Here is a 13,029-nt window from a genome sequence, read left to right as displayed (position 1 = left end):
CCGCGGGGCCGTCCCGACTTGCCCCACCCGCGGCGCGGCGGGGGGGGGGGCGGGGCGGGGGGGGGGCCCGCCCGGGCGGGGGCCCGGCGCCCGCCGCGGGGGGCTGTGCCCGGGCGCCCCGCGCGGGGCGAGCCGCTCACCCGGGCCGAGCTCGGCGTGCTGCTTGCCTATGCCAAGATCGTGCTGTTTTCCGATATCGTCGCCAGCGACGTGCCGGACGATCCGCATTTCGACCGCGACCTGATGGGTTATTTTCCCGACCGCATGGCAAAGAAATATGCGGCGGAAATCCACGGCCATCGCCTGCGCCGCGAGATCATCGCCCGTGCCGTCGCCAATGACCTGGTCAATCGCGGCGGCCCGTCCTTCGTCAACAGGCTGCAGGAAGCGACCGGGCGCAGTGCCGCCGATGTCGTGCGCACCTTAGCCGTGGTGCGGGATGGCTTTGCGCTGCCGGCGCTCTATCGCCAGATCGACGCGCTCGACAACCTGATCGACGGACAGATCCAGCTCGACCTCTATCAGGCGGTCAGCCGGCTGATCGATGTGACCAGCGGCTGGTACCTGAAGAACGATGCCGGCACCGCACCGCTCGGGCAGCGGATCACCGAGTTGCAGGATGCGCGCAAGGCGCTGGAGCCGAAGCTCGTTGCGCTGTTGCCGGCCTTCTCGCGCGAGCGGATCGAGGAGCGGCGGCACAGCCTGTCGAAGGGCGGCGCGCCCGAGAGCCTGGCCGAGCAACTGGCGTTGACCGATGTGGCGGAACTCATCCCCGACATTGCGCTGACGGCGCGGACGGCAACTGCCGGCATCGTCGCTGCCGCCAAGGCGTTTTTTGCAGTCAGCGATGTCTTCCGCATACCGCGCGTCGAAGATGCGGCGCGGTCGATCACGCCCTCGGATTATTACGATCAACTGGCGCTTTCGCGCGCCACCGACACAATCGGCGCGGCCAGGCGCGGCATCGCGGTGGCGGCACTCACCAGTCATGCCGAGGCGGCGGATCCGGTGACAGCATGGTTGGAGGCGGGCGGCGAACGGGTCGGACGCATCCGCGAGCGGCTGCAGGCTCTGACCGAGGGCGGCGACATCACCGTGTCGCGGCTGTCGGTGGCGTCCGGCCTGATGAGCGATCTGACAGGGCTGTGAGACGTCTTCCACATCGCGCGGGATTGCCGGGAAGAACTGCGCTATTGAGCGAACGGCGCCCTGCGTTGGGGGGCGCCGGAGCATGATCCCAAAAAGTGACGATCGGCTTTTGGACAAGATCGTGCTCAACAACAAGACGGAGCATCATTCCGATTCGATCGGCATGGAGCAAGCTCCAGCGGAGGGGACATGGCTGAGATGGCAGTGCAGCGGGCATCGGGACGCGGCATCTGGGGATGGATGCTGTTCGACTGGGCGGCACAGCCGTTTTTCACGGTCGTTACCACCTTCATCTTCGGTCCTTATTTCGTCTCGCGCATGGCCAGCAATCCAGAGACCGGGCAAGCGGCCTGGGGCTACGGCATTGCCGCCGCCGGCGTCGTCATTGCCGTTTTGTCGCCGGTCCTCGGCTCGATCGCCGATCAGACTGGACCACGCAAACCGTGGATAGCCTTCTTCGCCGCGGTTAAAATCACCTGCCTCACCCTGCTGTGGTTCGCCGCGCCCGGCTCTAATCTTTTTCTGGTCGTGGCGTTGTTCTCGCTGGCGTCGGTCGCGGCGGAATTCTCGACTGTGTTCAACGATTCGATGATGCCCCGCCTGGTGCCGAAGAGCGACATCGGCAGGATCTCGAACATGGCCTGGGGACTCGGCTATCTCGGCGGCATGATCGCACTGATCTTCGTCGTTACCGTCATGGCCGGCTCGCCTGAAACCGGCAAGACCGTCGTTGGGCTCGACCCGATCTTCGGCCTCGACCCCAGGCTCGGCGAGGACGCGCGCGCCACCGGACTGTTGTCGGCGGCCTGGTATTTCCTGTTCATCCTGCCGATGTTCTTCTTCACGCCTGATGCGATCAAAGGCATTCCAATCGGGCCGGCGGTGCGCGAAGGCCTGTCGGAACTGAAGTCGACGCTGGCCGAAGTGCGCAAGCGCAGCGGCATTTTTCGCTTTCTCGTCGCCCGCATGATCTATCAGGACGGCGTCAATGCACTGCTGGCGCTGGGCGGAACGTTTGCGGCGGCAATGTTCCATTGGTCGATTACCGAGATCGGCCTGTTCGGCATCATCCTCAACGTCGTTGCCATCGTCGGCTGCCTGGTTGCCGCACGCCTCGACACAGCACTGGGTTCCAAGACCATAGTGATGATTTCGCTGGTCATGCTAAGCATCGCTACGCTCGGCATCGTCTCGACCGGCCCGGGCTATACGCTGTTCGGCGCCTGGATGATGATGCCCGGACTGGACGGCGGCGGATTGTTCGGCACGGCGGCGGAAAAAGCCTACATTTTCTACGGCCTGCTGATCGGGCTTGCTTTCGGGCCGGTGCAGGCATCGTCGCGCTCCTACATGGCGCGCAGCGTCTCCGCTGCCGAATCGGGCCGCTATTTCGGCATCTATGCGCTGGCCGGCCGGGCAACCAGTTTTGCCGCACCCTTCATGGTGGCCACGATCACCCTGGCCAGCGGCTCGGCGCGGCTCGGCATGGCGGCGATCGTGCTGTTCCTTGGCGCCGGCATGGCGATCCTGATCGGCACGCCCTATCCGGCGGATCGGCCGGCGGAGTGAGCTGCTCTTGCCTTCTCCCACAGCGGGGGTAACGCGTTCAATGCCGGAAATGCCTCACTCCGGTGAAGACCATGGCAATGCCGTGAGCGTCGGCGGCGGCGATGACATCGTCGTCGCGCATCGAGCCGCCGGGCTGGATGACGGCTGTGGCGCCGGCTTCGATTGCCGACAAAAGCCCATCCGCGAACGGGAAAAAGGCATCCGAGGCGACGACCGAGCCCCCGGTCAAGGGCTCCGTCAGGCCGGCAGCCTCGGCGGCGTCGAGCGCCTTGCGCGCCGCGATGCGCGAGGAATCGACCCGGCTCATCTGGCCAGCGCCGATGCCGACTGTAGCGCCATCCCTGGCATAGACGATGGCGTTCGACTTGACGTGCTTTGCCACACGAAAAGCGAATTTCAGATCGGCCAATTCGGCCGGCGTCGGAGCGCGTCTGGTCACCACTTTCAGCTCGAGGTCATCCACCACCGCGTTGTCGCGGCCCTGGACCAGCAAACCGCCAGCAACCGATTTCAAGCCAAGGCCCGCCGCGCGCGGGTCGGGCAGGCCGCCGGTGACCAGCAGGCGTAGGTTCTTCTTGGCGGCAATGATGCGGACTGCTTCTTCGGACGCCTCCGGTGCGATGATCACCTCGGTAAAGGTCTTGACGATCTCTTCGGCGGTTCCGGCATCGAGGATGCGGTTCATGGCGACGATGCCGCCGAAGGCCGAGACCGGATCGCAGGCCAGCGCCTTGGCATAGGCCGCCTGCAGCGAAGCGTCCTCAGCGACGCCGCACGGGTTGGCGTGCTTGATGATGGCAATTGCTGCGGAGCGCGACGGGTCGAACTCGCCGACCAGCTCGAAGGCAGCGTCGGTGTCGTTGATGTTGTTGTAGGAAAGCTGCTTGCCCTGAAGCTGGCGCGCCGTGGCAACGCCCGGCCGCCTGTCGCCGTTGACATAGAAGCCGGCGCCCTGATGCGGGTTTTCGCCATAGCGCATCACCGACTGCAGCTTGCCGCCGAAGGCGCGCCATGTCGGATGCTCGATCTCAAGCGCCTCGGCGAACCATCCCGAGATCGCCGCATCGTAGGTGGCGGTGCGGGCAAAGGCCTTGGCTGCCAGCTTCTTGCGGAAATCCAGCGACAACGACCCGAAATTCATCTCCAGCGCGTTGAGCACCGAGGCATAGTCATCGGGATCGGTGACGATGCCGACATAGGCGTGGTTCTTGGCCGAGGCACGGATCATCGCCGGGCCGCCGATGTCGATGTTCTCGACGATCGCCGCGTAGTCGGCGCCGGAGCGACGCACCTCTTCGAACGGATAGAGATTGGAGACGACGAGATCGATCGGCTCGATGCCGTGGTCGCGCATCGCTGCGGCGTGCTCGGGATCGTCGCGCACGCCAAGCAGTGCGCCATGCACCGACGGGTGCAGCGTCTTGACGCGGCCGTCCATGATCTCGGGAAAGCCGGTGAGCTCGGACACGTCGCGCACCGCCATGCCTGCCTCGGCAAGCGCCCTTGCGGTGCCGCCGGTCGAGACTAGCTCGACGCCGGCCGAAGCCAGCGCCCTGGCGAAATCGATCAGGCCGGTCTTATCAAAGACGGAAAGGAGCGCGCGACGGATGGGTACAAGGTCGGGCGCGGGAATGTTCTTGGCGGCGACGGCCATGGGCTGGCGGCCTTTCCAGTTCTGGTTGGAGAGCGTCCGCGGGCCGTAGCATATGAGGCCCGGAAATCAAGCCGCAAGACTTGATCAGTGTCTGCCGTTGCCACCGGCTTCAGCTTTTTCCGGACGGCCGGCGATGATGGTGCGCGTCAATTGCCAGTGGACCTCCGAAGTTTCCGAGGCCTTGAACGCAAGCACGATCTGGCGGCTGCGGCGCGGGCCGCCAAGCCCTGCGAAATAGATCGATTCCTCGACCTCGGGCACCACTTCGGTAGAGGTAAACACCCAGGTGTCGGCATGGTCGGCGGCCAGCACCAGACGGTCATGCTCATCCTGGAGCAGGCTAATATCGGGATGGACATGGAAACGCACCGTGACGAAGTCACGGCCATTGTTGCGGATAGAAGCGCCGCCCGGGCGCAGGAAACGGTCCCTGCCGGCAAACACATTGCCTTCGGTCGATAATTTCAGCTCGCGCTCATGCAGGAAGCCGAAGCGCGCTGCATAGCCGTCATGGCGGGCGATGAAGCCCTGGCTGCCCTTCTGGTCGGTGCGCTTGCAAGGCACATGCTGCGGCCCGCCGATCAAAGGCGTGCCGAGCAGGTCGTTGACGCGCAAGGAGTGATTGAAGCGCGCCGACGACGTGTCGTTGATGGTGGCGGTCGAGTGGGCGGCGGTGGCGCGGGCAAGCGGCCGGAACTCGGCGGCGCCATAAGTGTCTATTCCGGCGTTGACGATATAGTGCTGGCGGCCCGACGACAATTCGAAGGCGAGGCATCCGGCGTGAGCGGCATTGGATACGTCGACAGGGGGCGGCGGGCCGGTATCGGCGATCACAGTGACACCGCCCATCGACAGGCGCTCATAACCCGAATGCGGCGCGTGCAGCAACGGTGCGCCGGCGGTGTCGTCGTGATGCAGGATGCTGGCGATACGGTCGTGAATGGTGGCGCCCATGCCGTTGAAGCGGGCAAGGCTGCCGTCCTGATGGCGAAAGAAGCGCAATGCCGGCAGCATCCGGTCGATGGCGCCGATCAGGGCGGCCGGCGGTGTCTCGGCCTGATTGGCGTATGTCTGGCGCAACGGCAGAAGGTCGGCGAGGATTTCAAGCACGGCCATCGGATTGCGCGAGATATGGCCGCCGTCAGGCAGGATCTGGCGGTCGAGCTCCTCGGCGAGATTGCGGGTAGCACCGCGTAGCGCCGAGGCCGGCGCCGGCAGCGACAAAGCGGCAAAGGCCAGCGCAATGCGGGCGCGCAGCCGGTCCTTGCCGTCCGGCATCTCGCGCACCATGGCGCGCAGATAGCGGATCTGGACGGCGAGCGATTTCAAGAACGCGCGGTAGAACGGAAATTCGGCACCCTGCAACACGATCGAGGAATGCTGCAGCCAGGCAATGACACGCTTGGCCGTCGTGCCGGGCTCCCAGGCGACGCCGGAAATATGGCTGCCATGGATTGCAATCCAGTCGGAAACCAACGCCCGCGCGTTGGCGGCGGCTAGCTCGGTGCCGGCGGCACGCATATGCCGCAGCCAGCGAAAGCCATGCAGCGTTTTTTGCCAGCCGGGATTGGGCACGTCGATCTGGAAGGGCGATTTGCCGCCGGTCTCGACCAGATGCCCCGAAAGCGGATAGCGGCCGTAATAGATCTCGAGCGCGATCTGAGGATCGGCGAGCCGCAGGTCCGGTGGGGCGATCAGGACGCGCTCCGGCGTGCGGCCTGAGTAGCGCCAGCGATAGAGTGGCCCGGCGCGCAAGCGCCGGCGCGTCTTGCGCCAGAACTCCCTCGCGACAAGCGTCCACAGACGCGTCGTGTTACCGGCAGCGATTGCCAAAACCCCTCCTGATCGTCCTCACCCAGGCACAAGTTTATATGATTCAAGAACTTGTGCGAAGGCGAATTCCGCGGCAGTGGGGCCGTTCAGCCTGTTTTCCATGCCTCCTCGCCCCAAGAAGCCGGACGGCGCTTCAAGATCGGCCCTTAGCCGGCTCTGCGCATGCGGGCGGCGAAGAAGCCGTCCAGCCCGGAGCGGCCCGGCGAGCCTAGCTCCAGATCGGCAGGCGTGGTGCGCAACGTGCCTTGCGGCGTCAGAAACGGGTCGATGCCGGCGATCTCACCCGGCCGAAGCGGGTCGTCGACAATCTCCGCATTGCCGGCGAGAAAGTCGCGATAGAGCTCTTCGCCTTCCAGTGGATCGAGCGAACAGTTGGAAAAGACGATGCGTCCACCAGGCTTGACCAGGGTGACGGCGCGGGCAAGCAGCCGGCGTTGCAGGTTGGCCAGTTTTTCGACGTCGGCCGCCGTCTTCGTCCAGGGGACGTCGGGATGCCGCCGCACCGTGCCGGTCGAAGAGCAAGGTGCGTCGAGGAGGACCGCATCGAAGAGGTCCTTCGGCTCGTATTTGAGCAGATCGGCCTGGACGATCTCGGCGGCCAGACCGAGCCGTTCGAGGTTCTGCGTCAGCCGTGCCAGCCGCGTTTTGGACATGTCGAGCGCGGTGACGTGGGCGTCGGCGAGGATCAGCTGGGCGGTCTTGCCGCCCGGCGCGGCACAGAGGTCGGCGATTCGCAAACCATTGATGTCGCCGAACAGCCGGGCCGGCAGGCTGGCCGCTGCATCCTGAACCCACCAGGCGCCTTCCCCAAAGCCGGGCAGTTCGGTCACGGAAGCGCTGAGCTTTTCCACCCGCACCGTGCCGGTCGGCAGGACAAAGCCGCCGAGCCGTTCGGCCCACAGCGCCGGGTCCGACTTGACCGAGAAATCGACCGGTGCCTCATGGCGATGGGCGAGCAGTATCTGCCTGGCCTTGTCGAGGCCGTAGACTGTTTTCAAACGGTCGGAAAACCATTTTGGCGCCTCGTCGGTAGCGGCAAGTGCTGCGGCGAGCTCGTCCTGCTTGGCCCGCGCCAGCGTGCGCAGCACGCCGTTGACGAGGCCGGAAAAGCGCGCCGTGCGCGGATCGGACTTGGCGTGTGTCACGGCGAGGTCGACGGCGGCGCGGTCGGGAACATCGAGGAACAGGATCTGCGCTGCCGCCACATGCAAAATGTGCGAAAGCGCCGTGGCGTTGGGCGGTAGCGGCTTTTCCAGGCGACGGGCCAAAAGGCCTGATATGGTCATGCGGTAGCGCAGGGCGGTGACCAGAATGGCGCGCACCAAAGCGCGGTCGCGCAGGTCGAGCGCCTTGTATTGTGGATGGCCGTTCTCATGGTCGGTCAGCCCGTCGAGCGGCGTCCTCGCGTCGATGACAGCGGCAAGCAGCCGCGCGGCTGCCTTGCGCGCGGCGAGACCGCGAGCTTCTGAAGCCTCACTGTGAGTTGGCCTCATTGTGTCGGCGATCGGTTGACTAGTTTAAATATGGCGCTGACAAAATCTTCTTTACTTCCTAGGGGTGAGATCACCTGAATGTAGTCTTTCTCAACCGTGCCGACATAGTCCGCGACTTGCTTTGGAGATGCACCATCCCCGACAAGTCGGACGATGTGGCGGAGATAGGTGTCATATTCATCTTCAGGAAGTGGGCGAAAGCCCAGGTCACTTGATGTTGCTATGCTCGCCATCGGTATGCCGATAGGGTTCCAGTGCCTTGCACAAAGATCGCGCATTTCCGCCAGCGAGATCCCGCATTTTTTGTCTGTCGCGCTCGTCACGACCACGGACCTTTGGGGCCGGTCGGATTGCGTCCCCAGGGATTGGGTCTCGGCTTGGCCGGCTCAGGCGGCCTCTCGGGCCGCGCGGCCCTGTCCCACGAACCAGACGGCTGCTGCCCGGTCGCTTCCGGCGCCGGCCTTGACGTCGCGGCCGCTTCGGGTGCGCCGGCCATTTCGCTCGCCATCCTCTGCAACGCGGCGATGCGGTTTTCTGTGCTCGGGTGAGTGGAAAACAAACTGTCCATGCGCTCGCCGGAAAGAGGATTGATGATGAAGAGATGGGCGGTTGCCGGATTGCGCTCGGCATCCGGGTTGCGGATGCGTTCGGCGCCCCGCGCGATCTTGTCAAGGGCCGAGGCGAGCCACAGCGGGTGTCCACAGATTTCGGCACCGCGCCGGTCGGCCTCATATTCGCGGGTGCGGCTCACCGCCATCTGCACGATCATGGCGGCCAAAGGCGCGACGATCATTGCCACCAGCACGCCGACGATGCCGAAGGAATTGTTGTTGTCGCGGTTGCCGCCGAAAAAGAAGGCGAAATTGCCGAGCATCGAAATTGCGCCGGCAAAGGTGGCGACGATCGTCATGGTCAGCGTGTCGCGGTGCTGCACATGGGCGAGCTCGTGCGCCATCACCGCCGCGACTTCTTCATGCGATAGCCGCTCGAGCAGGCCGGTGCTGGCGGCGACAGCGGCATTTTGCGGATTGCGGCCGGTGGCGAAGGCATTGGGCTGCGGATTGTCGATGAGATAGGTTCTCGGCATCGGCAGGCCGGCACGTTGGGCGAGACCCTGCACGATGGCGTAATATTCAGGCGCGTTGCGTTCGTCGACTTCGATCGCACGGTGCATCGACAGCACCATCTTGTCGGCGTTCCAATAGCTGAACAAATTGGTGCCGGCGGCAATCAGCAAGGCGATCATCATGCCGCCGGATCCGCCGACCAGATAGCCGACGCCCATGAACAGGGCCGTCATTGCGGCCAAAAGCATGGCGGTGCGAAGGGTGTTCATCGTCTGCTCCATTTGGGCCCAACAAAGGGGTCGATCCTTGTGGGCGCATCGCTATATGATGGGAAACAGCCGTTCCCGTTTCAATCGGGCCTGTTTCAATCTAGCGGAAGATCGCATGATCGACAAAACCAGCCAAACGCATGCTAACGGCTCGCCGCAAAAGCCGCTGACCCCGGCAGCCAGGCGCGCCTTGGTCGAGGCCGAGGCCCGGCGGGAGAAATATCGCGAGCAGGAAGCCACGCTGCCGAGGGAGATCGGCGGGCGCGGCGGCAAGGAGCCTGGCCGCTATGGCGACTGGGAGGTCAAGGGCCTGACCAGCGACTTTTAGCGCAAGCAGGATGCTAGTTAAGCAGGCTGTGCGGTCCGTTCCGCTTCGATGGCAATCCAGCCGTTGTCATCGACGGCGATGCCGATCACGCCATAGCCGGTGATGGCGGCATGCGGCGTCTGCAACGGATGCCGGTGCGTGGCGCTGATCACCACGATTGCAGCGCCCGCGGCTTCGGCTGCCGCTATGCCGGCCGGCGCGTCCTCGAAGACGAGGCAGTCGCGCACATCGACGCCGAGCCGTGCGGCCGCCAGCCGGAAGCAGTCGGGCGCCGGCTTGCCGCGAGCCACGTCCTCCGCCGCGACGATCACGGCGGGAGCCGGAATGCCGGCGGCCTGCAGGCGCAGCAAGGCAAGTTCGCGCGGTGCCGAAGTGGCGATCGCCCAGCTTCCAGGCGGCAGCGACGCCAAGAAGGCCGCGGCGCCGGCAATCGGGCGAATGCCCTCGACATCGGCCGCCTCGGCCTGCAAAAGCGATTCGGCTTCGCGGGCAGGATCGACGCCTGGGAGCGCCAGCCGGCCGATGGTCTCGATCGCCCGCACGCCGTGGATGGTCGGCAGGAATGCGGCGACGTCAAGACCTTGCCGATGCGCCCACGCTGCCCAGACCCTTTCCGCCGCGGCGATCGAATTGAGAATCGTGCCGTCCATATCGAACAGTAAGGCCGCGAATTTTCTGCCTGCGAACATCGGCTTTCCCGGGTCATCTTGGAGGGATTATGTCAAAAGACGCGTGTCGATCGACCGTAACGTTGCCGCGTCCGTATGGGAAGCCGCGAGGCGTCGTTTTCGACGTTTGCAAGGAACCGCCGCACACTCTCCTGCGTTGACCACCACTATCTTCCATGACGATCGTAGGGGGACGGCGATGCTGATCAGGCTCGGCTATGAAATTGCCATTGAATGCGCTGCAGCCACGCCGATTGTTTCGCTGCTCGAGATCCATCGGGATCGCCAGGCCGACATCAAGCGGCAGACGCGCGTGCTGACGTCGCCGTCGGTTCCGACCAGGGTCTACCACGATCTTTTCGGCAATAGCTGCCGCCGCTTCACGGCTCCGGCCGGAAGCTTTCGCATCCTTTATGACGCGGTGGTCGAGGACAGCGGCGAGATGGACGAAGTCAGCACGCTGGCCGGGGAAGTCCCGGTTGCCGAATTGCCGGACGGGGTGCTCGGCTATCTGCTCGGCAGCCGTTACTGCGAGACCGACCATCTCGGCGACCTGGCCTGGCAACTTTTCGGCCAGCTTCCGCCGGGCTGGGCGCGGGTGCAGGCGATCGTCGACTATGTCCACAACCGCCTGTCCTTCGGCTACGGCTATGCGCGCTCGACCCGCACGGCGGCGCAGGCGCATGAGGAGCGCGTCGGCGTCTGCCGCGACTTTGCCCATCTGGCGATCACGCTCTGCCGCTGCATGAACATCCCGGCCCGCTACGTGAACGGCTATCTCGGCGATATCGGCGTGCCCGCCGATCCGGCGCCGATGGATTTCTCGGCCTGGGTGGAAGTGTTCCTCGACGGCAGATGGTACACCTTCGATCCTCGCCACAATGTGCCGAGGATCGGCCGCGTCGTCATAGCCCGCGGCCGCGACGCCACCGACGTGCCGCTGCTGCACAGTTTCGGCCCGCATCGGCTCAGCCTGTTCAAGGTCTGGACCCACGAGCAGGAAGGCAATCTGTTCAAGCCGCCCTATCGCGGCGTCGACAAGACCGTCAGCGCACGGATGCTGGCCTGATCTTCGGACACATTCGCAGTCCGGATTTCCACCTGCCGCCACTGCGGCAGCACTGATCCTGTTCGATACATCTCGTCTGTACCGGATTGGGACGCAGTCCAGCCGTCTCGAATTGCGAGCCCGAATCTTGGTAAGCGCTTTTTGAACAAAGCCGTGCCGACGCGGCTTTCGTTTACCCGCTGTTTACCTTGTCGCCGCTCGAAACCGTTTGGAAACAATGGCCTGAGCGGGGGCCGCTCGCTTTCCCGCGCCCGGCGGCGCGATCCGGTCGGATTCCTGCAATGCGCGTTCGGACAGCTGCAGGCTGTAGCGAATGGAGGCGGAAAGAATGCGGCGTTTCGGGGGTCTTGTTCAGGCGATCGGCGGCTTTGCCGGGGATCGCAGCGGAAATTTCGCGGTCCTGTTTGGTATAATCGGCTTAGTACTGGCGCTGAGTGTCGGCTTTGCCGTCAATGTATCCCAACTCTACAATGTGAAATCGAGCCTGCAAGGCGTCGTCGACGCTGCGGTCACCTCGACGGCCCGCGACCTGACGACCGGCGTCATCAGCGAGGCCGAAGCCAGCAAATCGGTGCAGGCCTTTCTCGATGCCAACAGCACGGCGGGTATCCTGCAGGACAATCAGATCGTTCTCGACAAACTGACCGTCGACCAGACCGCCAGGACCGTTCAGGCGGACGTTCATGTCAATGTCAGCTATTATTTCCCGCTTTTCAGCACGGGTAGCATGCAGCGCGTTCCCGCATCGACGACGGCTCTCTATTCGGACAAGCAGATCGAAGTCGCGATGATGCTCGATGTGACCGGCTCGATGGCAGGCCAGAAAATCATCGATCTGCGGACGGCTGCGGCGAATGCCGTCGACAGTTTTCTGGGCGGTCAGGACACCTCCAAACCGCGCGTGCGGGTTGCCATCGTACCTTATGCCAATTCGGTGAATGCCGGTACACTTGCCGCCAGCAGCGTCTATGTGGAAACCACCGCCAGCCAACGCAAACAGGCGCCGGCCAATGACGCTGTGCAGTATGTCTCGGGGCTCATCCGTCCTGACAATTGCGCCACCGAACGCAAGGGGACCTACCAATATTCGGACGCAGGCCCCGACGCCAGCATGGTCAACCGCGACTACCTGCTGTCGTCCTTCGCCTGGCAAACCGGCACCGCCGCCTGCCCGGCCGCCACGCTGATGCCGCTGACGGCGGATGCGACGGCGCTCAAGACTGTCATCAAGAATTTCGTCGCCTCCGGCGGCACTGCCGGCCATATCGGCGTGCAGTGGACCTGGTACATGCTCTCGGAGAACTGGGGGGGCATCATGAGGACTTCGCAGCGGCCGGCCAAGATGGATCCAAGAAAGGTCGCCAAAATCGCGATCCTGATGACCGACGGCGAATTCAACCTGTCCTACTTCGATGCGAGCACGGTGAGCGACGTCTACAATGACGCCGGCAAGGAGCCGACCCGCACGGCCGCCAAGAAACTTTGCGCTGCCATGCGCGACAACGGCATCGAGATCTTCACTATTGGGTTTGACCTAAACGAAACGAATGCCAAGGCGACGCTCCAGGATTGCGCGAGCCCGGACACCGCCAAGATCAAGCACTTCTACCAAGCTGCCAATGGAACCGAACTCAACCAGGCTTTCCAGGACATAGCGCGCAACGTCGAGATGTTGACCGTAACCAAATAAGGGACAACAGCCCAAAAAGGAAAAGGCCGCCGCTTCTCGCGAAGTCGGCGGCCTTCCGTGTTTCCGTCCATGGCGCGGCTCCTGGCGGCGACGGTTGGTCGCCAGCCGCGCATCTCGCGCCTTAACGGGAAGACTGCTTCCCGAAAGTGCGATCCGCTGAGGCCACGTTCTGGAAAACGAAATCACTCGACATCGGATCACCTCCTTTCGATTTGTTGAACACTTCCTCATGATGGGGTG

At 64.1% G+C, this 13,029-nt stretch carries 10 protein-coding genes and 1 pseudogene; 5 read left to right on the top strand and 6 right to left on the bottom strand.

Features of this window, described 5'->3' with window-relative positions:
• Both NKI72_RS05665 and NKI72_RS05660 read left to right on the top strand, forming a co-directional pair.
• Window positions 1-1,149, top strand: a pseudogene (locus NKI72_RS05665) (NAD-glutamate dehydrogenase); the annotation flags it as partial.
• Between the two features lie 189 nt (window positions 1,150-1,338).
• Window positions 1,339-2,718 carry an MFS transporter gene (locus NKI72_RS05660; RefSeq protein WP_352834066.1) on the top strand — a complete coding sequence of 460 codons (1,380 nt, stop codon included), beginning with the start codon at window positions 1,339-1,341 and terminating at the stop codon, window positions 2,716-2,718.
• 37 nt (window positions 2,719-2,755) lie between these two features.
• Here NKI72_RS05660 and purH read toward each other — a convergent pair whose 3' ends face one another.
• From purH to htpX, 5 genes are all read right to left on the bottom strand, one after another.
• Window positions 2,756-4,372, bottom strand: coding sequence for a bifunctional phosphoribosylaminoimidazolecarboxamide formyltransferase/IMP cyclohydrolase (gene purH, locus NKI72_RS05655; protein WP_352540907.1), 1,617 nt, complete (start codon window positions 4,370-4,372; stop codon window positions 2,756-2,758).
• An 84-nt stretch (window positions 4,373-4,456) separates the two neighbouring features.
• A complete protein-coding gene (locus tag NKI72_RS05650) occupies window positions 4,457-6,205 on the bottom strand; it encodes a heparinase II/III family protein (protein WP_352474667.1) in 1,749 nt (582 codons plus the stop codon).
• A 146-nt stretch (window positions 6,206-6,351) separates the two neighbouring features.
• Complete coding sequence (locus tag NKI72_RS05645) at window positions 6,352-7,698, bottom strand: RsmB/NOP family class I SAM-dependent RNA methyltransferase (protein ID WP_352817486.1); 1,347 nt, start codon at window positions 7,696-7,698, stop codon at window positions 6,352-6,354.
• Complete coding sequence (locus tag NKI72_RS05640; protein ID WP_352849974.1) at window positions 7,695-8,021, bottom strand: hypothetical protein; 327 nt, start codon at window positions 8,019-8,021, stop codon at window positions 7,695-7,697. Before NKI72_RS05640 ends, NKI72_RS05645 begins: the two co-directional genes overlap by 4 nt.
• The gene (gene htpX, locus NKI72_RS05635; RefSeq protein ID WP_352817489.1) at window positions 8,018-9,034 is read right to left on the bottom strand and encodes a zinc metalloprotease HtpX; all 1,017 of its coding nucleotides are present in this window, start codon (window positions 9,032-9,034) and stop codon (window positions 8,018-8,020) included. The genes NKI72_RS05640 and htpX overlap by 4 nt, the downstream gene beginning before the upstream one ends.
• A gap of 115 nt (window positions 9,035-9,149) precedes the next feature.
• Here htpX and NKI72_RS05630 point away from each other — a divergent pair, with 115 nt between their 5' ends.
• A complete protein-coding gene (locus NKI72_RS05630) occupies window positions 9,150-9,362 on the top strand; it encodes a DUF1674 domain-containing protein (protein ID WP_352451229.1) in 213 nt (70 codons plus the stop codon).
• A gap of 17 nt (window positions 9,363-9,379) precedes the next feature.
• Here NKI72_RS05630 and NKI72_RS05625 read toward each other — a convergent pair whose 3' ends face one another.
• The gene (locus NKI72_RS05625; RefSeq protein ID WP_352834062.1) at window positions 9,380-10,051 is read right to left on the bottom strand and encodes an HAD-IA family hydrolase; all 672 of its coding nucleotides are present in this window, start codon (window positions 10,049-10,051) and stop codon (window positions 9,380-9,382) included.
• 178 nt (window positions 10,052-10,229) lie between these two features.
• Between NKI72_RS05625 and NKI72_RS05620 the strand changes: the two genes are divergently transcribed.
• The gene (locus NKI72_RS05620) at window positions 10,230-11,099 is read left to right on the top strand and encodes a transglutaminase-like domain-containing protein (protein ID WP_352834059.1); all 870 of its coding nucleotides are present in this window, start codon (window positions 10,230-10,232) and stop codon (window positions 11,097-11,099) included.
• A gap of 328 nt (window positions 11,100-11,427) precedes the next feature.
• Window positions 11,428-12,789: a pilus assembly protein TadG-related protein gene (locus NKI72_RS05615; RefSeq protein WP_352834057.1), complete on the top strand. Its 1,362-nt coding sequence runs from the start codon at window positions 11,428-11,430 to the stop codon at window positions 12,787-12,789.
• The last annotated feature ends 240 nt before the right edge of the window (window positions 12,790-13,029 follow it).

Origin of the sequence: Mesorhizobium sp. M0437, from assembly GCF_040321335.1 — a bacterium.
In the GTDB taxonomy this organism is placed as follows: domain Bacteria; phylum Pseudomonadota; class Alphaproteobacteria; order Rhizobiales; family Rhizobiaceae; genus Mesorhizobium.
Note: the sequence above shows the minus strand (reverse complement) of the source record. Positions and strands in the feature narration are given on the sequence as shown.

What these genes read in the sequence shown, in the direction of transcription:
- NKI72_RS05620 (WP_352834059.1), top strand. Translation starts at nt 10,230, where the DNA reads ATGCTGATCAGGCTCGGCTATGAAATTGCCATTGAATGCGCTGCAGCC.
- NKI72_RS05625 (WP_352834062.1), bottom strand. Translation starts at nt 10,051, where the DNA reads ATGTTCGCAGGCAGAAAATTCGCGGCCTTACTGTTCGATATGGACGGC.
- NKI72_RS05660 (WP_352834066.1), top strand. Translation starts at nt 1,339, where the DNA reads ATGGCTGAGATGGCAGTGCAGCGGGCATCGGGACGCGGCATCTGGGGA.
- purH (WP_352540907.1), bottom strand. Translation starts at nt 4,372, where the DNA reads ATGGCCGTCGCCGCCAAGAACATTCCCGCGCCCGACCTTGTACCCATC.
- NKI72_RS05630 (WP_352451229.1), top strand. Translation starts at nt 9,150, where the DNA reads ATGATCGACAAAACCAGCCAAACGCATGCTAACGGCTCGCCGCAAAAG.
- NKI72_RS05615 (WP_352834057.1), top strand. Translation starts at nt 11,428, where the DNA reads ATGCGGCGTTTCGGGGGTCTTGTTCAGGCGATCGGCGGCTTTGCCGGG.
- NKI72_RS05645 (WP_352817486.1), bottom strand. Translation starts at nt 7,698, where the DNA reads ATGAGGCCAACTCACAGTGAGGCTTCAGAAGCTCGCGGTCTCGCCGCG.
- htpX (WP_352817489.1), bottom strand. Translation starts at nt 9,034, where the DNA reads ATGAACACCCTTCGCACCGCCATGCTTTTGGCCGCAATGACGGCCCTG.